The organism is Nonlabens sp. Ci31 (assembly GCF_012974865.1).
GTDB lineage: Bacteria > Bacteroidota > Bacteroidia > Flavobacteriales > Flavobacteriaceae > Nonlabens.
Window position 1 is genome coordinate 2,224,965 of record NZ_CP043633.1, and the last position, 24,514, is coordinate 2,249,478.

The window sequence follows — 24,514 nt, forward strand, 5'->3', positions numbered from 1 at the left end:
TATTTATTGTAATTCTTTACGTCTTTCTTCAATCTTGCTAATGAAATCTGTAGCAGATGCTTCATATTCTTTTAGTCTTTTCAAATAATTTCTGCCTATAAAAATTTTAAAGTTGGCGGCTCTGTTTTTATAGATTTGGTCGTTAAGGAAATAGGCAATCGCTTCAGGATTATAATTGCCTAAAGAATAATCTGAATACCAAGAGAATTGCTCATAATATTTTAAATTGGAGTATGTCTCTTTGATGAGAAGATCACGAAATGTGGTCAATCCGTTTCCTTGCGTAATGTAAAATTGAATGATGTCTTGTGAAAATTCGTTTCCTTTGATAGACTCGTTATTTTCATATTTTTTTATTGAGTTACACACTTAGCATCTGTTTTATATCTTTATGCTAAATTGGTTTAGCTATTACCATTCTTTCTATTGTTTTATGGAATATGCTCTGTTTGGATTGAGATCGATTAATTCTAAAACAGAATTCGTCAAAGTAGCTTTGCACATGCCATTTACTAACATGGGTAGGTATTGCTCTCAACCAAGATTTTAACTGCATAATTACAACATGTAGTTCTTTAAAATTACTTCCGTTATTACTTAGCTTCTGCTCTATATCATAATTCTTTTTAAGTGGAGCATAACCTCTCCATTTATCGGTAACTATTTTTGCAGAGGGATCTATATGTTCTTCAAATATTGGAGTTAGTGATTTAGCTGAGTAATCATCTATAGACTTCACATAAACTCTTTTGATTTTATGTTCGGCGCTCAGTTCTACCGCTATCACTGCTTTTTTCTTTTTTGAATCGTAACTTCTACCTTGCTTGCCTTGTTCTTTTCCCCCTACGGTAAATTCATCTACATGAACTATTTCGGTTAGAGGATATTTTTGACTGCTTTTCATTGACTTTCTAACTTTCTGCATGAAATACCAAGCGGTACCTTGACGGATATCAAATCGCTTTCCCATTTGAACACTGGAAACACTCTTGGTACTAGTACTCATTTCAAACACAACGCAGAATGCCTTTTGCAAACCAAATTTAACCTTATGAAACAAGGTGTTTGCAGTGGCGCTTTCAACGTGATTGCAACTGTAACAGTGATATCTATAACCAGATTTTTCACAGCCCTTAGTGTGACCACATTTTGTACATGTAAAACCATCCTGCCATTTTATTTTTGCTAAATATGCTTTACAAGTATCATCATCTGGCAGTTCTTTCACAAAACTCAGTATATTTTGACCTTTAAATACTTCCATAACCCGTGTTATTAATGATAACAAGATACGGAAACTATATGACTAACTCAATTTTTTTAATAATTCAAACCCATTATCTTGCTTTTCAAAAGGCTCATACATATTGATATTGCTTTTGCAAGGGATGCACTGCAAATAATTGGTTTCGTTTATAGAGTCTAAAAAGGAGGTCGAATAGTTTTTAGTCAATATGTTTGTAAGTGTGCTGTCCAAGGTTTCAAAAAATTCAATGGGTACTTTTATGTTTTTAAGATCAGTTTTAAGATTTTGCGCCACTGTGGTATAAATGGCATCGAGTTGCTTTTTTTGCTTTTGGTTTTCATTCCAATTGTTAATCTGTAATGCAATAAGAATCCCAACAACCACGAGAATAATCTCACCAATGGCATATTTGAAGTACTTAGCAGTTTTATTCTGTTCCATGAGGTGGTATCTCATTTTTCTAAAGATTTTTATCATATCAATAATTTATAAACAAAAGGGTTCTATTTTTTGAATTAAAGTTTGTGCTCTTTCCTTTATGTTTTCAATTAACTGTTTCTCGCGATCACAAGTTATGATGGCTAAATTCATTTGGTTTTTAAATTCAATGAAAATGGGATGATTAGAATCTTTCTGCCACTCTACACTTTTTAATAGTGACTGTAACTCTTTGCTATAGACATTTTTATAGAAAGGTACTTCTTGAATTCCAAAGTCTGTGTTATTGCTATATTCTGACACTCTTGTTAAGACGTTAACGTTCGCTTCAATAATTTGTAAAGAGTTGTCTAATTCAGAATAGTAATTCAAAATCGAGTTTTTCAACTCTTGATTTTTGAGATCTTCTAATTTTCCAGAGGATGTAATATCAATTATGGCAGCTTTGGAAGGAATAAAGCGATATGATCTTACCGCAGCTAAATAATCTTCAAGCAATACCGATTTATCTTCTTGGATTTTTAAAAGATTAATTAAAAATCGATCTATCACTACTATTCTTTTTTCAAGCGATACTTTAGATTTTTCAAGATTTAAAAGATCATTAGAAAGGTCTTCATTTATCTTACAGTAATAAGTACGTTCTTGTTGTTTCAGTTTTCTGTTTTCATTCCAGTTGTTGATGGAGAGTGCAATCAATATCCCAATAACCACAAGTACTATTTCCCCAATGGCATAGAGCATATACTTAGGAAATCGCTTTCGCGAAAGCGAACTCAAACGTAATTTTCTGAAAAAATTAATCATTCAATTAGATACTTAAAAGGTTACTCATAAATCAGCCATATTTAATCTGTTATGGTTGAACTTAGGAGGTATTCATAATTACTCTACCAAAATAAAAGAAGGAGGAGGCGGCGAATCTATAGACCATGTCCCTTGCCAGTTTTTATAAAGCCACACCTCGTTTTCCTTGACAAATATGGCAGTGTACAAAACTTCACCAACATACGTTCCTTCTGAAAACGCTTGTAGTCTTCCATTAATAATTCCAACATTGCCATAGACTTTTATGATTTGGTCAAAGAATTTGAAATCCAATATTTCAAGCATTTCAAGACGCTTTTTATCTGCCAATAATTGTGCTGTGTTTTGAACAATGCCATCGGCATTTATGGTATAAAAATCATCGGAAACGCCTGTTTTGAAAAATTCGTCAGCGTTTGTTAAAGTTACATTTGGCCACAAGTTCTTAAAGGCCACTTCAAGTTCTTTCTTTGAGGTTTCAGAATCATTTGTTTGCGAATATTCAGTAACGTCCTTGTCATCCGAGTTTTTGTCAGCTGTAGTTTGATTGTTGCAGCCTATGGTCAGAAATCCGGCAATTGTGATTGTTAGAAGACTTTTTGAAATTTGTTTCATTTTGGTTGGTTTTAGTTTCGTGAAATTACGTGGTGAGTTATTTGTATTTATTTAGAATTATTGATGCATTTAAAGTGAATTTTTATCAGTAATTAATTATCCATATTCTTAAAACTAGCCACATAAAAATTAGGATCAATAGTCAATTCTTTTTTGGTGTCTTTTGTGTACTCTTCTGTCCAATTGGTTGTCGGATAAATCCATTGCTCTTGGTTATCGAGTTTTACTTTTAGCGGCATATCAAATCCATGAACAGTATTTATCCAGCGATATGAAACCACGTTATCTTTAAAGTAATACTCTAAAGTTGGTATTTCAGTAGTGCGTAAGTATTGATTGAAAAATGCTGTTAAGTCTAAACCAGACTGTTGCGAAATATAATTTTCAACTTCTGATGTAGTTACGGTTTTATGATAAAATTCTGTATTTAAACCGGTTAGAATGCCTCGCCATTTTTCATCATCATCAATGACTTGCCTCAAGGTATTTAAAAAGGTAGCACTTTTAATGTATAGATCATTTGTGTAATCTGTATCATTAACGTCGTAGTCACCAATAATTGGCGTGTCGTTTCTAATACGTTGGGATATTCCTTTTATATATTCTTCTCCTGCTTTTTTCCCATAATGATACTCCACATACAAGGCTTCAGAGTAGGTTGTGAATCCTTCATGCACCCACATGTCTGCCATGTCTTTGTACGTAATATTATTAGCAAACCATTCATGACCAGATTCGTGGATGATCAGATAATCGAATTTTAAACCCCAACCTGAACCTGAAGAATCCGAACCATCACGCGGACTTCCATTTTGGTATCCCCAGTATCCTATAGAACTTTGATGCTCCATGCCAACACCTTCTACTAGTTTATAACCATCTTCATAAAATGGATAGGGTCCAAACCAATGTTCAAAGGCTTCTAGCATCAAATGCGCCTGTTTGAATTGTACTTTGGCTTTTTCCAAATTTTCTGGTAATACATAATAATCACATTCAAGTGCGCCGTTCTTACCCTTGTAGGTATCAGAAAAGTGGACATAATCTGCCACGTTTAGACTAACGCCATAGTTGTTGATTGGGTTTACTACCGTCCATTCATAAGTTGTTTTTCCATTTTTATTTTTTTCTGTTGCAGTTAGTCTTCCATTGGCAACAGCCATTAAATCTTTAGGAACAGTTATACGAATCGTCATACCATTATCTGGTTCATCATACATGTGATCTTTATTTGGCCACCAAAGACTGGCACCTTCTCCTTGACAGGACGTATAAACCAATGGCTTCCCGTTTGCGTCTTGCTTCCACGTAAAACCACCATCCCAAGGTGGTCTTGGTGCTTCTTTTGGGTTGCCTTCATAGAAAACCTCAATTTCTTTTGAAGATCCTATTACCTGATTTTCATTTAATTGAATGAAATAAGCATTCCCTTCTTGCCTAAAAGTTAAAGGTGTTCCAGATTGCTGAACTTTAGTGATTTTTAAAGGAGGTTGCAAATCAATTTGCATGATATTTTTAGGTTCTATTACGGTATATGTTATAGTATTAGATCCTTTAATGTGTTTATTTTCAATATCTAATTCAAAATCCAGTGTATAGTGCGTTAAATCCCACCAGGCTCTTTCTGGAGTAATTGCACCTCTTAATGTATCTTGTTTTGTGTATATTTTTTCAGCTTCAGCTTTCATCTTCATATCCCGTTCTATAGGATTCCGACTGAAGGATAAAGCACTTAATTGACGTGTTTTGTTGTAAACAAAACCTTCATAGTTAGCTGTTTTATCATCCTTTTTTAATTTGAAATTGTACGTAGCATTAGCATGCGTTATTTCAAATAAAAGTGAATCGTTCTTTATCAACACTTGATCGATAGGAGCATTTATCTTATTGATCCAATTGCCCCACTTCCAACTGAAAGTTCCAGAATAATTGTTACTGTTTTGGTCAATGCTGACTTCTAAACTACTATTCTTGCTTTTGATTTCATACCATTTTCCGGTTATATTTTGCCCAAATAGTGAGTAAATAGATAATTGAAGAGTTATTAAAAGTATAATTTCTTTTTTCATTTTGAATGATTTTTTTTTGTGTTAATGAGGTACAACGTTTTATGTTTTATGCACGATGTTGTACGCTAATTTTATTTTTACTCCATTAGTTTATTTAATTTTTGTCTAGTCTGTGGATATTCGGTTAATGCTAATGCCTTTTTATAACTTTCAATCGCTTTTTCTTTATTTTCAGTTGCCACATATAAATCGCCTAGGGAATCATAGACATTAAAACTTTCAGGATAATTTTTCACATTGAGTTTAAAAAATTGTTTCGCCTTTTCATAGTGTTTCATATTCATAAACTGATATCCTAACCCGTTCACCATATCATCTTCAGGTTTCATTTCTCTGCCAAACTCTTTTGATAATCGTTTGTAGTGATTTTCATATTTGGCTACTATATCACTTGTAGGATCCAAATAATCTTGCTCATCAAGTTTTAGTTCATAGAAATCAAAAAAATGGCGCATGGCATCATATTCAGTGATTAGAGGTACTGAACCGTGGCTGTCGTCTTTATAATATTTTCCTTTATATGATAATTGTTTTTGTGTGTCATTATTGAGGTAGGTATTAAGTTCCAAAATAGCACGTATATGTGCGGTTGTTTTAGTGGTATCCTTTTGTACAGTTACCGTATCCATGCCTTTGCTCATCGTATTTGCAATTCCTAAAAACAGCTTTTTGTTTCGAAATTTTTTATCTAATGGTGTTTTCTTAATTTTATTAAGCAAATTTTTATCGTCCCACGACATCGATGGATCAATTGCAACATAGGAATTAAATAAATCGGGCTTATCAATTAAGGTATTTAAAACGATAAGCCCTCCAAGTGAATGCCCAATAAGCATGCGATAGGAATCGGTAGGATACTTGGAATCTATATAAGGAATTAACTCTTTTTCGATAAAAGACATAAAATTTTCTCCACCGCCAGAATTTGCAACCATCGTACTGTCTACCATCATAGATGGATCAAGCTTTGCCTTTGTAGGTGTTAAATCTCGCCATCTATTAGTATTAGGAATCCCAACCACAATCATTTCTGGCCAAACGCCAAAACTTAAGTTTTGAATCATCCCAACTACTGAAGTAAAATGAGCATCTCCATCTAACAGATAAACCACTGGGTATTTTTTTTGTTCAAACAGTTCACTCGAACTGCCTTCTGGGACATGAATCCATATCTTTCGTTGTTCATTTAAAATTGTGGAATTTAAACTGTCAATTTTACCGATAATGATATCAGTATTGTTCTGTGCGTTTACTGTGAAAAGACAGCAACATAGGATGTAGATTAATTGTATTTTTTTCATATTCTGTTGGTTTTTTTAATGAAGAATAAAGATGATTTCGTTAATCCTATTCAAAAATATCTTTATCACCATATTGCGTTATAGTATCAAATTTTGATTTAATCGCTGCATATTTATCCTGTTGTTTCATCTTTTTGTAAAGTTTCAAAAGTCCCCAATACGCTATAGAACTATTTGGATGTTTGTTAAGTACTGCTTCCAAACTAGACTCGGCTTTTTCATAATCACCATTTTTAGCATAAGCATCTGCTAAACTTATCAACGTTGGTCTTGGGTAATATGGAGGTTCTGAATAGCCTAAATCTTTCTCCATTTCAACCGATTTTATTAGGACTTCTATTCCTTCATCATATTTTTTTTCAGCAATTAAAATGTTTCCTTTTAGTTCAATGGAAGTGACGAGCAGTGTTTTCAATTGGAATGGATTTAGCCTATCTTTTTCATTCTCTAGTTGTGAATTTCGCCAAAACAGGGCATCCAGTTGATCTAATTTTAATTTTGCATTAGAAATATCATTCTTTTTTAAAGCAGACATACCCGAAGAAAATAAGGAAAATGCAGTTTTGTAATCCATTGCGGCAGCTCCATACAAAGAATCTTTATCAGTTATTGCTTCAAATTTTTTAACTGCTTTATCCCAAAAGCCAAAGCGCATCTCCATAATTGCAGGGGTAATGATGCCTTGATAAAAGTAGGCGCCTCGATGCATTTCGATTCTATCTGCAAAGGCGACCATTTTTTCAAGTCTTTCTGCGTAATACAGACCCTCTTTATAACGCCCATCTTGTGCGCAATTAGCCAACAAATAATTAAGGTTGTGAATATAATTCCAGTTATCGATTTCCTTAATATTTTGTTCGGCCATATACGTTGAGTCCACTTTCATAGCTTTTATGAATTGATCATGTGCCATTTTATAATCACCTAATTTATAATAGATGTGTCCAGGCATATGGACGATATGTCCTGATTCTGGACCTAAATCTGCTAGTTTATGAGCGCTCGCTAAAGCCTCTTCAGGGCAGCAGTTTTCCATTTGATGGATCCAATAATGATGCACGCCAAGATTTTCTGGATTTGAAATGAGAAGACTTCTCAACAAATATTCACTGTAGATTGTCCCTTTTTTGGGGTCCATATGTTCATCATATCCAGACATGTTAAATAGGGCCAAAAAAAGTTTTGCATCAACATCTTGTGGGTATTGATGAACGATATTTTCTAACTGTTGTAAATAACCTTCTGGGTTTTTTGTTTCAACAAAATCAAGAATTCCTTTGCTGTAAAGCGCTTCATATCCTTCCGCTTTTTTACTTAATTCTTTAAGTTTTTCTACAGCTACTTTCTTTTCTTCATCAAACTCTTTATTATCAATAAATAAAATGGTGTGAAGAATTCCCCAATAGGGCATGATTGCGGTAGAATCAAGCCGTATAGCTTCCTTAAATGACCTATAGGCCTCAAAGTCCCAGAAACAATGCAATTGACTAACGCCTTGACTAAAATACTTTTGCGCCAGTTCTGACGACGTTTTTATTTTTAATGTTGAAGACCCAACACCGTTCATGAGTTTTGGTGCAGGAAGATTTTCAATATAATTGACGCCACTTCTACATGCCATCACATGATTTATTTCTTTAGACTGTTCACTATGGTTGTGTTGCGCGAAGGTTGGTAAAATTCCTAATTGTAATAAAATAAAAAGTACTATTTTTTTCATGACTAAATTTTTATGGTTAGTTTTTCTGATTGTTATGGGCTGTTCATAATTAAGCCTAATGATTCATGTAATATGCGTTTTAATGCATATAATATATTGCGAGCATTTAGCTATTTATTTTTCCTTCTTAAGGATATAATAATTGTATATTTTATCCACCCGATACTCGCCATTCTCTATCGTGATTTTATCGTTTTCCTCCATCCAAGTATTGTTGCCGATATAGAATTTTAAGGTGTCTATTTTTTCTTCTCCCTTGACCTGTCGGGTAATTCCACTTTCTATGGATTTGATTTCTATGGATTGTTTGCCATCTGATTCTCTACCACCTCTTGTTTGCCCAGTGTATGTGCCTTGGGTGGCGTTGGTATCAAAATCCAACGGAGCTTGTTTGTACTCCTTTTTGTCCAGTAATTTCCAAGTGATTTCATATCCAAAAAAACGCCCTGTTTTTTTTGGTCCGATGGTGTTTATTAAAGTTATGATATATAAATCATCTTCAGGGAAATATTGTACGAAAGATGAAAATCCGGCAATGGCGCCACCATGTGAAATTTCTTTGTGACCATAATCCGAGAAATTGGCCAAGCCTTTAGCATACCTTACAGGCGTACCATCATTTAATTTGCCTGGAGTAATCATTGATAGATACATAGGTTCTGATAAAACTTTACCAGAATGTAAAGCCTTCGTCCAGATAAGTAAATCCTCGGTGCTACTTGATAGCGAACCAGCAGAGTAGGGTATGTAATAATTCAGATAATTCATTTGTTGAAGGCCGTTTGGGTCATAATTATAACCATTCACTTTATTTTTAACCACTTTTGTATTGGAGCCAAAAGGCGTGCTATGCATTTCTAAAGGGTCAAAAAAGGTCTCTTTTAAATAGTCTTCGTAGGTCTGTCCGCTTACTTTTTCAATAATCAAACCCAGAAAAACAAAAGCGACATTGTTGTAGATTAATGCTTCTCCTGGCTCATGTAAAAATTCTTTCGGTTCTGCCAATTGCACCGTAAGCTTATGAGGAAATTCATCGAAAGTCATTTGAGTGAACTCATCCTTACCGTTAGGAGCTTGTGCAAGACCCGAAGTATGGTCAAGCAATTGAGCAATCGTAATTTTTCTTCCTTTGGTGTCAAAGTCTAGATATTTTGTAAAATCATCATCCAATGACAATTTTTTGTCTTCAACTAATTTTAGGATTGCGGCTGCCGTGAATTGTTTGGTGACCGAGCCAATATCAAATATTGCATTTTCAGGCATAGGTGTAGAAAGTTCTAAACTTGCGTAGCCATACGTTTTTTTCAAGAGCATATTACCTTTTTGAAATACTAAAATGGCACCTCCTGCAATTTGGGCACTATCAATGCTTGCTTTAAATAGTGAGTCTGCATAAACTTCCAGAGGTGATGCAGTTGAGGTCTCTTTCTTGGATTGACAGCTTGTTGCAAGTAAAACTGTTGCTAGAACAAATACGAGTAGTTGCTTCATTTTTTTTCTTTTTTAAAATATTAGCTATTTTTTTTCTGAATTATAATGCTCTTCCAACTGGATACAACAAATACCTTTCGTCATAGTATTTTGTTTTGCTATAAAACCAAATATAGATGGCATCAGGGTCATTAGCAAAAACAGTATCAGACGCTTTCTTATCCTCAAATTCTTTTTGCAATTCAAGAGAATCTTTAAGCATTTTTGTAATGGTTGGTTCCATAACATACCCTTCAATATATTCTGTACGTTGAAAAATTTCATTAAAAAATCCCCAACTTATAAAGGAATCGGCAGATTTAGGTTCGAGTAACAACATCGCTAAATCTCCTAAAGTTTGGTCTGTTGAAATATAAACAGAACCCGCTGGAAAGGTTTCTTTTCTAGTTTCTGGAACAGCGGAACCACTTACTTGCATGTGACCTTCAAAAGGAAGAATTTCACCTGATTCATTTTGGAATTTGGCGTCTTGTATGCGATACATTTCTACCGTTACTACTTTTGGTTCTTTAAGAGTTTCCATTTTAATGCCGTGCAATTTCAATCTTTTGATAACTTCATTACACCAAACAGGAATGTAATATCCTTTCGGACGAACCACAAAATCTATTGCTTCTGACGCTTTATAATTGACAATGGTCATGGTTTGCGGTTTGCCCGTCCACGCAACATAATCGGTATTGGTAACTTTTGATTTTACAATTTTGGCCTCAATTCCTACTAATTTTAGACTATCAGGAGCTACGGTTAGCTGTTCTTTAATTGTAGCATTTGATAAATTTTCAAATGCTACATTGGCATCCATTTGTGGCACTTTAAATTTCATAGGTAGTTTTAATTCTCTTTTATTTCTGTCTGCTATTGTACTTTCTTTTAATGAATTTCCTTCTTTTGCCAAAATGTTCAAAGTGCTTTCTAGTAAAATATAAGTTCCTAGCACTCTTTGTTTGTATGGTTTTAAAGAATGATTTTCAACTAAAATACTTGCCGTGTGCCGCGCATCACCATACGCATCAGAAAATCGTGGATCTCCGGTCATTAAGACATTTCCTTTCGAAAAGTCACTATTATTTACGGCAAACAACAATTGCCCCGGAATATGCCCAGCCGCTTTTAAGTCTTTATCAGCTTGATTTTTATAAGTTTTAGCCAACCAATTTGAAATTGATTTTGAATATCCCAATCCATCCAATCCGCCAAAAGTAATGTCGTATTGATAATCTGCACCATCGGTAACATGCAGATCCATATACAATAAAGGGTCGTATTCATTAATCACACTGATAACCGCGCGAATTTCATCGGTATCTATTTTGGTATAATCTCGGTTGAGGTTTAAATTTTGTGCATTGGTACGCCAACCCATATTTTGCGGTCCACGTTGGTTGGGTCTATTATACGGAGAACTTCTTTCGTGTCCATCCACATTTAAAATTGGAATAAATAAAAAATTGACTTTGTCTATTAAATCTTTTTTACTCCCAAAAGCAATATCACGCAGCAACATCATTCCAGCATCTTTTCCGTCAATTTCACCCGAATGAATTCCGGCTTGCGCCAATAAAAGAGGTTTTGAAGATTTTTTTAAAGCAGCAGCCGAAACATTTTTATCGGTAGAAGCAATTACCATATTAATAGCTCTTCCTTCTGGACTTTTACCAATGGAAACCATAGCGATTAAAGGCGAAGCATCGGCTAGTTTCTTTAACCAAGTCATCGTTTCATCATACGTTGGCGTAATAACAAAATCAGATTGTTCGGCTGGTGTTATCCACGGATTTGAAGCTTTTACAATTAACAATTCGTTTTTCCCGTGCCAATCTTGAACGGGTGGTAATATGGATTGTGCAGTAAGTTGAAATGTTGCAATAATGCAGATAAAGAATAAGATGTTTTTCATTTTATGTGTTGATTAATAAATTAATTCGATTTTTCTAGTTGAATCCACGAACGAACCCGCTGTTCTAATACAGAAAGTGGCATATCACCAGCGTCAAGAATTGTATTATGAAACGCTTTAATATCAAAAGAATCACCCAAAGTAGTTTCGGCTTCTTTGCGTAATTTTAAAATGGTAAGTTGTCCTATTTTATAGGATAGTGCTTGTGCTGGAATTACCATATAGCGTTCTATTTCAGCGATCACACTGGCTTCCGACGCAGATTCATTTTCAAGTGAGTAGGCTATAGCTTCTTCTCGCGTCCAGCCTTTGTGATGAAGGCCAACATCTACTACCAATCGTATCGCTCTATGCATTTCCTCACTCAACATACCAAAATATTGATAGGGGTCGTCGTATAATCCCAATTCTTTTCCAAGCGATTCAGCATACAAACCCCAGCCTTCTGAATAGGCTCCAGAATATGTAAACTTTCTAAATGCAGGAATGTGCTCGTTTTCTAACGCAAGCATCATTTGATAGTGATGACCCGGAATGGCTTCGTGTAAAAACAAAGCCTCATCCATATGGCTATTATAAGAAATGACATCTGGTATAGGAACATAAAACACACCCAGTCTTGAGCCATCAGGATTACCAGGATAATATTCCGCACTAGCCGATTTTTCACGAAATGCCTCGGTGCGGTTTATCATAAAAGCTGTTTTGGGTTTTTTGTCAAACAACTTCTCGAGTTGGGGTGCCATGCGTTTTTGAATGTTCTCAAAATTATCTAACACTTGTTGCGGATCTGTGAATGGCATCAAGGCTTTATTATCACGCACGTAATTAAAAAACTCGAGTAAGCTGCCTTTAAAACCGACTTCCTTTTTAACGAGTTCCATTTCTTTTCTAATTCTTGCCACCTCAGATTTTCCTAAATTGAATATAGAATCTGCTGAAAGGTTTGTTGAGGTATGGTATTCAATCTGATTTTTATAGTAGTCTAGTCCAGAGGGCAATGTGCCAATGCCAGAAGTGGATCGGGCAGCTTTTAAATAGTCCGTTTTGAAAAATTCAGCTAATTTTTGATACCTCGGGATAATATCTTCTTCAATCATTTTTTGATACCTAGTTTCAATGGCTAACCTTTCAGCTTGTGTAAACTCTTTAGGCATGTTTTTAACAGGGCTGTAAAATAAATGCTCTTCTACAGGACCTTTCGCCATTTCCTCAAATTGAGGAATAATTTTTAATACGATAGCTTTTGGATGCACATAACCTAGCGTGATGCCTTCCTTCATATTTACTAGTGCAGTATCTAACCAAACCGTGTAATCTTTTACTCTTTTAACCCAATTATCATAATCTTGGACTGTTGCAAAAGGTTGAAAGCTGCTGCCCAAAGCCAGTTGAGGTACGTACAGATTAAGCGAATTAATTTGGTCTATGGGTAGATACTTTACAAAATCGTGGTTGACCGCCAGTCTGTTTTTACAATACCAAACGATTACATCATAATTAATTTGGTCTGATGCATTGAGCAGGGCTCTATCATATTGCTGAATTTTATCGAGGTGTGATTGATAAAGGGCAACTTCTTTAGCTCTAAATTCATCTGTAAGGTTATTGGGCATCCTATCTAAATACCTGTTAATACCGTTACGATTTCCGTACAATGGGTTTAACGCTAAACTGCCTTCATAAAAACTGTCATAGACTTCTGAAATTGGGGGTAGTTCTGTTTTTTCTGGTTCCTTTTTTTTGTCGGCGCAGGCCGTAATGATGAAGGTGAAAGCTATTAATTGTAGAAGATGTTTCATTTTTTATGTTTTTGGCTAGTGTAAATTTTTAACTGAATTATTGAATTTTTTTTTTAAAAGATTGATATTTAAATTCTTGTTATTAACTTTAGAATATGTCCACCCTTTAGTCCCGATAGCTATCGGGAGGGGCAAGACATATTCGGTTTGTAAATTCCTTTTCATTTTTTTAAACATTTCTTTACTTCTCTCCAACAAAAGACGGTGGCGGCGGCGAATCTTTTGTCCATGTGCCTTGCCAATTTTCATATTTCCAAGTGTCGCCATACTTTACAAATATTGCCGTATAAAAAATTTCGCCTACATAAATGTCTTCTGAAAAAGCTTGAATTCTACCGTTGATAATCCCAACATCGCTAAATACTTTTATCTGTTGGTCAAAGAATTTGAAATCTAAAATTTCCAGCATTATCTGTCTTTCAGTATCTACAAGAAATTGTTCTTTATTTTGAATAATACCATCTGCATTTACCGTGAAAAAAGTGTCTGAAACATCAGTTTCAAAATAGTTTGCGGCATTTGTGAGTGTTACGTTTTTCCACATTTTTTTGAATGCTGTATCTAGTTCTTTGGTTGCGATTTCAGAAGGATTATCTTCTTTAAAGGAAGTTTTTTCGGTACAACCAATTATTAGAAACCCAATGATTAATAATGTTAGAACTCTTTTTAAAAATTGTTTCATTAACTAAAATTTTAAATTCTGTTTGTAGTTAATTTTTTTCTCCACTAGATTTTGCAAGCCATGCTGCATATTTCTGTTTTAGAAATTGCATTCCTGCTTTTTCATATTCGGGTGTCCAAACTGTAAAGTGATCGCCTGGGTAATAGGCAAATTGGAATGTTGAGTTCAGCTCCTTCATCTGTTTTTCTAAAGACATTACGGCATAGTTTAAAAGGAAATTGTCTTGATTGCCAATAGAAATGCGGACTTTCCCATTTAATTCAGACTTTAAAGCATCCCAATCATTTTTAAGATTTAGGGAAATATCATATTTTTTCCAATGCGATACCACGTCAGGATTTATGACTCCCGTTTTGGCATTACAAATACCTTTGGGCAAGCCATCCGTTCCTTTTTGGCTAAATACCGCATCAAAAGAATTCATTTGCTCACCACGATATACAACATGTTCCATCTCATACACCTGTTTCATAGTACCCCAAGGTATAAAACCTCCAATTGTTGCTACTAAAAATCGAGAGCCATCTGTATCATAAAACATGTTTTTATCTTCGTATAAATTTACTCTTTGAAAAGCTCTGAAATCAACAGGATCCGGAGCACTAGACCAGCAGCCATCAAATACTTTTGGGTATTGCGTTTGAAGCCATAAAACGGTCCATCCACCACTGCTATGACCCGTTAACAAGCGAGCACCATTAGCTCTAAAGTTTTTTTCAAGTAAAGGAATAAACTCTGTGGTTAAGGCGTCGCCCCATGGTCCGTTGTTATCGCTGTTTGCATATACAGAATGTCCTAAGGAGCAATTTCCATCCAGATATACTTGAATGACAGGGATACTATCCATTTCAGCACTGGGCATATCATTGCCAGAATACCTGTGGTAATCTCCACCATAACCAGAAATGGTAAACAGTATGGGAAACGTTCTTTCTGGTTCTGTGTAATATTCTTTTGGAAGAATAACCGCTGCATCAACCATCATTGATTTTCCATGAAATTTACTGAGTAATGCAGAGGGTACTTTTAATTCTTTTACAAATTCAGTTTCCTTAAAGTCAGGAAGCTCTGGAATCATTTGTGTTGCAGCCACACTAAAAATTTCTTTGGTGTCTTTTGTGATGGTGATCTTTTCAGAAGGGTTAAATAAGTTTCCAGGACTTTCTGCTATGGATCGTCCGCCTAGGTTTCTATCCCATACAATTTGAACATAATAGTCTCCGCGTTCAATGTCAGATAATACTATGGGGTAAGACTTCGCTTTGTCATCTATAGTAATAGTTTCACCAGCTTTTATATTTTTTACAGCTACCGAAAAAACTGGAAAGCTTTCTAGGCCGACCATCCCGTTTTTTGGTTCTTTATTATCTTTTGACATATAGACAACTACATGTCCTGTAAATGGTTTGTCATATACTGATGGCTCGTAACTTGCTTTAAATTGTTGTCCATAGCTGCTTAGTGCAAACAGGCAACTAAGTAAAAGCGTGAGATGTATTTTTTTCATTTTCATTTTTAAATTTTGATTGGTTTTAATTATCGCTAAACTGTGTTATACATCGTTATTCTTTAAGTCGATTGTATTTTTTTAAAGTTTCAATAAGTAAATCGTGTGGTAAAGCATAGGCTTTATTTTATTCATTAATGCTATTTACTTCAATCCAATAGCCATCCGGGTCTTGAAAGAACACTTGATTTATTCCATCAGGTCTAATGTTTATCTTATTCAGATTACCAGGGAAGTCAGAATACGTAATATTCATTTTGGTAAGGTTCTGAACAAATTCATCAAAATTTGCTGTAGATAAAGCAAGATGAATAGCCTTATTTGTCTTAATCTCCTCTTTGAAAATTGATAATAGGTGTAATTCTTTTCCATCTCCTAATGAAATCCATTTTACGTTTTTAGCTTCTGGGGGCAATGGAATTATTTCCAAATTTAAAACGTCTGTGTAAAATTTAGCTGATACATTTACGTCTTTAACTGACAATGCTAAGTGATTAAAAGACAGAGAAAAATCCTTGTTTTCTTGCCCATTTACAAGTAAAGAACTTTGAATTAAAATGAGAAGGACGATTGCTTTTTTCATTTTCATTTTGTTTTAAAATTTGTAATTGTGCTACTTTCGTTACTCAATTTCCTTTTTAAAGATGTAATAATTGTAAATTTTATCCACCCGATACTCGTTATTTTCTATAGTGATTTTATCGTTTTTACCTTTCCAATCTCCTTGAATAATTCCCATGGCGTTCAAATTGAATAATTTTACCATTTTGATCTCTTTCAAAAACAAGGGTTTCCCCCAATTCTTCATTATCTCTTATCCTCCGAAATGTATCTCCTTCTATATGTTTGAATAAAATCATGGCTTTTGATGGATTGTCTGCTGGTAGCGGGAGCATTACTAATTTATCGCCCCATGTTGAGATATATTCCTCGCTTCGCCATGGCATTGGACTATAATAACCAACAAACTCTTGTAGGTTTACCTTTTCTATCTTGTCGCTTGTAGGCTGTGGCTTTTTAGGCGTTTCTATTTTTTTAATGATTCCATTGATTCCATTTACATATTTTTCTGGTCTAATTCCATTTGCATTAATCATCACCGAAAAAGCTAATTTGTTTTTAAAATCTATATTGAGTATCGTATTATATCCTGGGCACGTTCCATCATGTCCAACCCATGTATTCCCGTCAGCATCTTTTTCAACTATAAAACCTAGTCCCCATGTTGTTTTCCAATTAGGATCTGTCCAATGTACATTTTGCATATATTTCAGAGTTGATGGTTTTAATATTTCTGTAATTGTTAAATTCCTCAATCTGAATTGCCATGAAGCAAATTTCCCTAAATCTTGTACATTTGAAGAGAAGCCCGCAGCTGGAGTCATTCCATTAGCTTGAAAGAAATTAACTTTTTCACGCTTACCGGTTCTTGATATTGCACTGTAGCCAATAGCTAATTGTTTTCCGTATAATTGCTCGGGCATTACAGTTCGAGTATCTGTAAGTCCAAGGGGGTCTAAAATATTTTTTTGAACATAAACTTCATACGGAACTCCAGATATTTTTTCTACTATTTCACCTAAAAGGGTAAGTCCGAGATTACTGTATTGAAGATAGGTAGAAGCTGGATAAAGCGTTTCTTGTTCGCTTAGCTTGGAATTGATTTGTGCTTTGCTTGGGAATGAAAAATCAGGCCCAGTCCAATATGGATAATCAGCTTCTCTAGGAAGTCCTGAAGAATGGGTCAATAAGGACCTGATGGTAATGGGGCCACTTTCTGGATATTTCTGTTGAAGGTTATAAGCTGGCAGTAGGTCGCTCACATTGTCATCCAATCGAAGTTTACCTTCATCGTAAAGTTTCATAATGGCAACTGAAGTGAATAACTTGGATATAGAGCAAATACTACAAAGTGTAGATGCTTCTGCCTTAATGTTCTTTTCAATATTGGCTAAACCAAAAGCTCCTGACCAAAGTACTTTTTGATCTTCCACTACAATAGCTGTTAAACCTGGTATGTTATCAAAATCTTTTTGGGCTTCTAACCATACCTCTACCAGTTTGAAAGCATCTGTGTAATCCTTTTTAGCTTCTTGAGAAAACCCAAAAGTGATTGAAAAGGAAAGCAATAAGGTGAAATAATATTTTTTCATTTTTTGTTTTATTTTAAGATTTATATTTCTTCTATGGTCTTTAGTTACTTCTCCTTTTTAAGGATGTAATAATTATAGATTTTATCCACCCGATACTCGTTATTTTCTATAGTGATTTTATCGTTTCCGTCCATCCACGTATTGCTGCCAACATATACTTTTAAGGTGTCTATTTTTTCTTCTCCCATTACTTGTCGGGTAATTCCATTTTTGATGGAATTGATTTCTATGGATTGTTTGCCGTCTGTGTCTCTGCCACCTCTTGTTTGCCCAATGTATGTGCCTTGGATGTCGATGGTATCAAAATCTAAGGTAGCTTGTTCATATTCCTGCTTGTCCAGTAATTCCCAAGCGGTTTCATATCCAAAAAACCGTCCTGTTTTTTTTGGCCCAATGGTGTTTACTAAAGTTATGATGTATAAATCAACCTCAGGATAGTATTGCACGAAAGAAGAAAAGCCGGCAATGGCTCCTCCGTGAGAGATTTCTTTATGTCCATAATTAGAGAAATTGGCCAAGCCTTTCGCATAACGAACCGTAGTACCATCATTTAATTTGCCGGGACTAACCATAGACTGATACATAGGCTCTGAAAGCACTTTGCCATTGTGTAATGCGCGTGTCCAAATGAGTAAATATTCGGAGCTACTTACAAATGAACCAGCAGAATAGGGTATATAATAATTCAGAAAACTCATTTTTTGAAGGCCGTTCGGGTCGTAATTATAGCCATTCACTTTATTTTTTACTACTGTGGTATTAGAACCAAAAGAGGTACTACTCATTCCTAAAGGATCAAAAAATGTTTCTTTTAAATAATCTTCGTAGGTTTGCCCTGTTACTTTTTCAATAATTAGTCCTAAAAAAACAAAAGCGACATTATTATAAATTAATGCCTCACCAGGCTCATGTAAAAATTCTTTAGGTGCTACCAATTGCACCGTAAGCCTGTGTGGAAATTCATCAAAAGACATTTGAGTGAACTCATCCTTACCATTAGGAGCTTTTGCAAGACCCGAGGTATGGTCAAGCAATTGAGCAATAGTGATTTTTCTTCCCTTGGTATCGAACTCCAGGTAATCGGTAAAATCATCGTCTAAAGAGAGCTTTTCTGCTTCCACTAGCTTCAGAATGGCTGCTGCAGTAAACTGCTTGGTCACAGAGCCAATATCAAAAATACCATCCGTGGGCATTGGAGTAGATAGTTCCAAACTTGCAAAGCCGTAGGATTTATTTAATAGTATTTTATCTTTATGAAAAATCAAAATTGAAGCTCCTGCTATTTGAGCACTGTCAATGCTGGTTTGAAATAGTGAGTCTGCATAGACTTCTAAAGTTGGTGCTGTTGAGGTCTCTTGGTTCTTTTTGCAACTTGCTAGCAAAAGCGTTATTGCAATTATGGGTAATATTAAGTTTTGTTTCATTTTTTTAATTTATTTCTCTTCAAAGGTATTTAAGCCTATTTTTCACGTGTCAAACGTGAATTCATCTGTGCCATTTGATACACCAATGCTGTTATTATAATGGCGTATTTAGGGATGTTTGCTTTTTTATTTTTCATCTAAATCCTTATAATCAAATACTAAATTACAAAACGTAATTACCCCTAATTTGAATGCAGTATCTTCAATAATAAATTCGGGTGTATGATGAGGCCCTACTAGTTTCGGGTCTTTACCCTTGGCCATGCCACCGATCATAAAGTAGAAACCAGGTATCTTTTCAGAAAAAAAGGAGAAATCTTCTGCTCCTGTTATTGCAGGCACTAAAAGTACATTGTCAATTCCAGCCGATTTTTGCAAAGAAGGAAGTACAGCATTTGTGAGTGCAACGTTATTAAAGGTTACCGGACTGTATCCCGTGTAAGGGAGCTCTACAATGGCCTCTGCACCGGCTGCTTCCGCTGTTTTTTCTGCTATTTGCTTTACACGATTATACACCAATGTTTTATCATCATTACTAAGGGTGCGAACTGTACCCAACATCTCTACCTGAGCAGGAATAATATTATTGCGGTTTCCTCCGTGTATGGATCCTATGGTAACCACAGCAGCGTTTTCTGTAATATTTACATTTCTGCTTACAATTTGCTGCAGGCTGGTAATAATTTGTGCTGAAACAAAAATAGGGTCCACCGAAAACCATGGATCAGCACCATGACTGGGTTTTCCGATTACAGTAATTTTAAAATCTGCTGCACCAGCTAAAAACCCTGCTGGACGGTAACTTATTTTATCAACTTCTATTGCCGAGTCCACGTGCAAACCAAAAATCACATCGACCTTTGGGTTTTCTAATACACCTTCTTTTACCATTAATTCCGCTCCGCCTTCTTCCCCTTTGGGTGCACCTTCTTCTGCGGGTTGAAAGATAAACTTAACGGTTCCTTTTAAGTCTTTTTTCATTCCTGCCAAGACTTCGGCAACACCCATCAATATGGCCACATGGGCATCGTGACCGCAGGCATGCATTACGCTTGTTTCTTTGCCTTCGTAAATGGTTTTTACTTTTGAAGCAAAAGGCAAGTCATTGATTTCCTCTACAGGCAAGGCATCCATATCGGCTCTAAGGGCTATAACGGGCCCAGGTTTGTCACCTTTCAAAATACCTACCACGCCTGTAATGCCCACTTTTGTTTGTGTCTCAATACCCAAGGATTGTAAATGCTTGGCAACGAGTTCTGCTGTACGAAATTCCCGGTTTCCCAATTCCGGGTTTTGATGAATGTCGTGTCGCCAGGCAATCACCTTTTGCTCTATTTTATCGGCACTTTTGGCAATGAGTTCACTGTAATTGCTTGTTTGGGCAAGCAGTTGACCGGTACATAGGCTTATCGTTGTGATAAGTGCTATTGCTGTTTTTTTAATTTTCATAATTAACATTGTTTTTTTTATAATAACTCATACTTTTACCCATCATTGCAGAAAAACTGTGTTGTGTGCAGGCCAGCTTTATTCTCTGTCAACTGACATTATTGTTTTTAGTAATACATTAGCTCCATTTGTCATGTCTTCTGCTGTGGTAAATTCACTGGGAGAATGGCTGATGCCACCTACGCTCGGAACGAAGATCATGGCCACCGGGGCAATATTTGACATCTGTTGCGTATCATGGCCGGCACCGCTCTGCATCAACTTTGTTTTAAGGCCAAGAGAAAGTGCTGATTCATTAATTTTTTGTTGCAGTGATTTATCTGTCAAGGCGGGTTTCACAAAACTTGCTTCACGGACAAAACTAATTTTTGTCTTAGACTCAGTTGCTATGGAAGTGGCGCGCTTTTCAATTTCATTCAACAGCATTTCAATCTTTTCCCACGATAAATCGCGTATCTCCAAGCCCAGTGTAACCTCGCCCGGTACTACGTTATATGCACCAGGTAGCGCATTGATTTTTCCTACCGTGCCCACTTGACTGCCTGGGACACTGTTAATTACTTCGTTTACAGCAATGATTAATTTGGAAGCAGCTAATAAGGCGTCTTTCCGCAACTTCATAGGCGTTGTGCCTGCATGATTTGCAAAACCCTCTATGGTAATCTGGCAATCTAAGATCCCCACAATCCCCTCTACTATACCGATTTGCAAACCTTCATTTTCAAGAATACCCCCTTGCTCAATATGCAATTCAAGAAATGCATGCAGGTCTCCTTTTTTGCGTATCGCACTTTGGAGGTCAGCAGGGTTACCACCTATTGCTTTTATTCCCTCTGCCATCACCAAACCACTTTGGCTAATCTGTTTTAGTCCATCATCTGTCAATTGACCTACCATTGCCTGGCTACCAATGAGACCTCCTTCTTCATTGGCGAAAATGATAACCTCCAGAGGATGTTCTGTTACCATTTTATTTTCATTGAGTACTTCAATGACTTCCAAGGCACTAAGACAGCCTAAGGTGCCATCGTAGTTTCCCCCATCAGGCACCATGTCAATATGCGAACCAAAAGCAATTGGCTTTAGAGAAGGCTTTTTCCCCTTTCGTTTGCCGATGATGTTGCCACCACTGTCAATACTTGGGTTAAGTCCTGCATTCTTCATCAGTTGCATAAACCACGCCCTTCCTTCAATGTCTCCTTTGGTATAAGCCACTCTGTAGCCGTGGCCGTTTTCGTCTTGTCCAAATTTTGCCAGCTCTTTAATCCGATCCTCAATACGCTGTCTGTTTACTTTGAGATTGTCGCCAAAGAACATTTTACCATTTGAGCCCAGCAGCCCAAATGTTGTTATCCCAAGACCAGTTAATGCTGCGTTTTTAATAAATTTTCTTCTTTTCATATTATTACTTCTTTAAAGTTTCACTTGAAAATCTGGATGCCCATATTGCCACATCACAAAGGCAAACTGGTCTGCAAAATTTACGCAGCTTACTTATCTGTCTTCGGTGTTGTGAACAGGTTTTTCTATTGTTCTTTATAATTGAGAATTTGTGTTTTTAAAGCTGAATCGTCCATAAGGCACCATTGTTCAGCAAGTTTGCCGTCCTTAATTCGGTAAATGGATATTTCAGCAATCATCACTTTAGTCCCAGTCGAATCAATTCCTTCATAAGTTCCCGAATGTGTTCCTGTGGAATTATAGCGTGTTACCACTTTATCTTTTTCAATAATAATATCGACTACTTCTTCATGCCAGTCGGGAAATAGCGCTCTCCAATTAACGATTTCAGTTTTGGATCCGGCAATGCCTTTCCACTCCTGATCAGTTAAATAATGACATACAAAGTCAGGAGCTAATATTTCATTTAATTTTTCTACTTGTCCAGTGTTCCAAACCTCATGGTATTGAAGTATAAGCTCTCGATTGTAGTCTGCGTTCTCTCTTCCGCTATTTGACTGACAACCCAAACAAAGGAATAGAACAGCGATTAATGTTAGCATTGAATAGTTGTGTGTCTTCATTTTATGATAATTAATTATTGATTTATTTTTTGCTTTTTGCGGTTTACGAGTCTTTGTCCGTGAGCTAGTTCGATTACTGCCAGCGCCAGAATAAACAGTCGTTTCAATACCGTTTATTTATTGTTATAGGCTTTTTAATTTTTATATCCAGGCCCTCTAACTACTTGGCCAGGTAATGCACCTGTATGTTTCCCATCTTTAAGTACCTGCACTCCATTGACAAAAACGTGTACCATCCCTGTGGAGAACTGCTGTGGTTTTTCAAAAGTGGCGTGGTCTTGAATTTCATTTGGATTAAATATCGCTAAGTCCGAAAAATACCCTGTCTTTAAAGCCCCGCGTTTTTTGATTTTCAAATTCGTAGCAGGTAATGTTGTGAGTTTGTAAATAGCCTCCTCTAAAGAAATCACTTTTTCATCGCGAACATATTTGCCCAGAAGTCGAGCGACATTTCCATACGCCCGAGGATGGTTACTCGTCTCTAAAAAAACACCTTCAGGTGCAGAAGATTCTTCATCTGAACCGAAGCTCATATAGGGGAGTGCGAGTTGTTTTTTTACATTTTCCTCCGACATCAAGAAAAATATAGTTCCTACTCTGCTACCATCTTGAATGACCAAATCCATTGCGGTTTCCTCGGGAGATGTTTTACGCATTTCTGCCACTTCCGCCAACGACTTTCCGGTTAAATATTTCAGGCTGTCGTTTTTAAAACCTACTAATAGCATATCGTCATAGGATTCGACTGCCATCATATAATTTTCCCATTCATTGGTAGGTGTGGTCATTTCTTTTATCAATTGCTTTCTAATTTTTGGGTCTTGCAGGCGTTCGGCCCATTTTTCATAGCCTCCTTCTTGCACCCATGGCGGCATGGTAGCATTAAGACCTGTTCCCCCAGCGGTGTAGGTATACATATCCGTTGTGATATCCAGTCCGGCTGCTCGTGCAGAATCAATCTTGGAGACCACAGCATCAAATTTGTTCCAGTTATCCTTGCCTGCCATTTTTAGATGATACACTTCAGCCCGAATATTGGCTTCATCGGCAATTCGAATTAACTCATCCAAACTTTCCAGAAGTTGATTGCCTTCACTGCGCATATGGGAGATGTACATCCCTTCATAAGCGGAAGCAACCTTACAGAGTTCTATTAATTCTTCTGTGCTTGCATAAAAGGCGGGAGCGTAAATCAATGATGAACCAATGCCCAAGGCACCCTCTTCCATTGCTTTTTTTACCATGCTTTTCATTTGCTCCATTTCTTCATCGGTCGGAGCTCGGTCTTCGAATCCCACAGTATTTATTCTCAATGTTGTGGCACCCACAAAAGAGGCGACATTAGGGGAAACTCCTTTTTTCGTTAAGAATTCAAGGTATTCTCCCAAGGTTTCCCATTCAAAATCATATACTATATTTCCGTAACCAATCTCCCTTATAGCTTTTATTGAAGCCTCCGTGACTGGCCCCATAGACCATCCTTCACCAAAGACTTCTAAGGTCACTCCTTGTCTGATGTCACTTTGAGATTTGCCGTCTTCGATCAACGATTCTGTAGCCCAACTCAACATATTAATAAAACCAGGCGCAACCACTAAACCTGTGGCATCTATTTCTTGACGACCTTTTGCATTTTTCAAATTGCCAATGGCTGCAATGGTATCAGCATTGATAGCTATATCACCTACATAAGAAGGTTGTCCTGAACCATCGATTATCTGTCCATTCTTGATGAGCACATCAAAGGTTTGTGGCTGTGAGCAACTGGCGAGCAAAAAGCCAATAATAAGGGCTGTTAGTGTTGATTTCATTTATTTGATTGGTTTTTTGTCATGGTGTTTTTATTGTTTCGGTTAAATTAGTTTTGAATGCAGCACTCAGTTGCC

At 36.2% G+C, this 24,514-nt stretch carries 20 protein-coding genes; all 20 read right to left on the minus strand.

Annotated elements, in window-relative coordinates; genetic code table 11:
• Nucleotides 1–3 precede the first annotated feature (3 nt).
• Nucleotides 4–369 carry a hypothetical protein gene (locus F0365_RS09835; protein ID WP_169933527.1) on the minus strand — a complete coding sequence of 122 codons (366 nt, stop codon included), beginning with the start codon at nt 367–369 and terminating at the stop codon, nt 4–6.
• 25 nt (nt 370–394) lie between these two features.
• Nucleotides 395–1,264 (minus strand): IS1595 family transposase, encoded by an 870-nt coding sequence (locus F0365_RS09840; RefSeq protein WP_169933528.1) that lies wholly within the window; start codon nt 1,262–1,264, stop codon nt 395–397.
• Nucleotides 1,265–1,306: 42 nt separating this feature from the next.
• On the minus strand, nt 1,307–1,702 hold the full coding sequence (locus F0365_RS09845; RefSeq protein WP_169931757.1) for a DUF6090 family protein: 396 nt from the start codon (nt 1,700–1,702) through the stop codon (nt 1,307–1,309).
• 30 nt (nt 1,703–1,732) lie between these two features.
• Entirely contained in the window at nt 1,733–2,491 is a 759-nt protein-coding gene (locus F0365_RS09850) for a DUF6090 family protein (protein WP_169933529.1), read from the minus strand.
• A 78-nt stretch (nt 2,492–2,569) separates the two neighbouring features.
• On the minus strand, nt 2,570–3,106 hold the full coding sequence (locus F0365_RS09855; RefSeq protein WP_169933530.1) for a nuclear transport factor 2 family protein: 537 nt from the start codon (nt 3,104–3,106) through the stop codon (nt 2,570–2,572).
• A 92-nt stretch (nt 3,107–3,198) separates the two neighbouring features.
• Nucleotides 3,199–5,175 carry a M1 family metallopeptidase gene (locus F0365_RS09860; protein WP_240961595.1) on the minus strand — a complete coding sequence of 659 codons (1,977 nt, stop codon included), beginning with the start codon at nt 5,173–5,175 and terminating at the stop codon, nt 3,199–3,201.
• Between the two features lie 77 nt (nt 5,176–5,252).
• Nucleotides 5,253–6,476 (minus strand): alpha/beta hydrolase-fold protein, encoded by a 1,224-nt coding sequence (locus F0365_RS09865; protein WP_169933531.1) that lies wholly within the window; start codon nt 6,474–6,476, stop codon nt 5,253–5,255.
• A 46-nt stretch (nt 6,477–6,522) separates the two neighbouring features.
• The gene (locus F0365_RS09870; protein WP_169933532.1) at nt 6,523–8,196 is read right to left on the minus strand and encodes a tetratricopeptide repeat protein; all 1,674 of its coding nucleotides are present in this window, start codon (nt 8,194–8,196) and stop codon (nt 6,523–6,525) included.
• 114 nt (nt 8,197–8,310) lie between these two features.
• Nucleotides 8,311–9,687 (minus strand): serine hydrolase domain-containing protein, encoded by a 1,377-nt coding sequence (locus F0365_RS09875; RefSeq protein WP_169933533.1) that lies wholly within the window; start codon nt 9,685–9,687, stop codon nt 8,311–8,313.
• Between the two features lie 40 nt (nt 9,688–9,727).
• Nucleotides 9,728–11,587 carry a M14 family metallopeptidase gene (locus F0365_RS09880; protein WP_169933534.1) on the minus strand — a complete coding sequence of 620 codons (1,860 nt, stop codon included), beginning with the start codon at nt 11,585–11,587 and terminating at the stop codon, nt 9,728–9,730.
• A gap of 20 nt (nt 11,588–11,607) precedes the next feature.
• Nucleotides 11,608–13,389 carry a DUF885 domain-containing protein gene (locus F0365_RS09885; protein WP_169933535.1) on the minus strand — a complete coding sequence of 594 codons (1,782 nt, stop codon included), beginning with the start codon at nt 13,387–13,389 and terminating at the stop codon, nt 11,608–11,610.
• Nucleotides 13,390–13,570: 181 nt separating this feature from the next.
• Nucleotides 13,571–14,071: a hypothetical protein gene (locus tag F0365_RS09890; protein WP_169933536.1), complete on the minus strand. Its 501-nt coding sequence runs from the start codon at nt 14,069–14,071 to the stop codon at nt 13,571–13,573.
• Between the two features lie 28 nt (nt 14,072–14,099).
• Nucleotides 14,100–15,578: an alpha/beta hydrolase-fold protein gene (locus F0365_RS09895; protein WP_169933537.1), complete on the minus strand. Its 1,479-nt coding sequence runs from the start codon at nt 15,576–15,578 to the stop codon at nt 14,100–14,102.
• 127 nt (nt 15,579–15,705) lie between these two features.
• Nucleotides 15,706–16,161 (minus strand): VOC family protein, encoded by a 456-nt coding sequence (locus F0365_RS09900; RefSeq protein WP_169933538.1) that lies wholly within the window; start codon nt 16,159–16,161, stop codon nt 15,706–15,708.
• 124 nt (nt 16,162–16,285) lie between these two features.
• On the minus strand, nt 16,286–17,731 hold the full coding sequence (locus F0365_RS09905) for a serine hydrolase domain-containing protein (RefSeq protein WP_169933539.1): 1,446 nt from the start codon (nt 17,729–17,731) through the stop codon (nt 16,286–16,288).
• A 44-nt stretch (nt 17,732–17,775) separates the two neighbouring features.
• A complete protein-coding gene (locus F0365_RS09910; RefSeq protein ID WP_169933540.1) occupies nt 17,776–19,155 on the minus strand; it encodes a serine hydrolase domain-containing protein in 1,380 nt (459 codons plus the stop codon).
• A 126-nt stretch (nt 19,156–19,281) separates the two neighbouring features.
• Nucleotides 19,282–20,604: an amidohydrolase gene (locus F0365_RS09915; protein WP_169933541.1), complete on the minus strand. Its 1,323-nt coding sequence runs from the start codon at nt 20,602–20,604 to the stop codon at nt 19,282–19,284.
• Nucleotides 20,605–20,682: 78 nt separating this feature from the next.
• Nucleotides 20,683–22,005, minus strand: a complete 1,323-nt coding sequence (locus F0365_RS09920; protein WP_206071274.1) for a Zn-dependent hydrolase — start codon at nt 22,003–22,005, stop codon at nt 20,683–20,685.
• Nucleotides 22,006–22,130: 125 nt separating this feature from the next.
• Nucleotides 22,131–22,628 carry an ester cyclase gene (locus F0365_RS09925; RefSeq protein ID WP_169933542.1) on the minus strand — a complete coding sequence of 166 codons (498 nt, stop codon included), beginning with the start codon at nt 22,626–22,628 and terminating at the stop codon, nt 22,131–22,133.
• A gap of 134 nt (nt 22,629–22,762) precedes the next feature.
• Nucleotides 22,763–24,439, minus strand: coding sequence for an N-acyl-D-amino-acid deacylase family protein (locus tag F0365_RS09930; protein WP_169933543.1), 1,677 nt, complete (start codon nt 24,437–24,439; stop codon nt 22,763–22,765).
• Between the last annotated feature and the right edge of the window lie 75 nt (nt 24,440–24,514).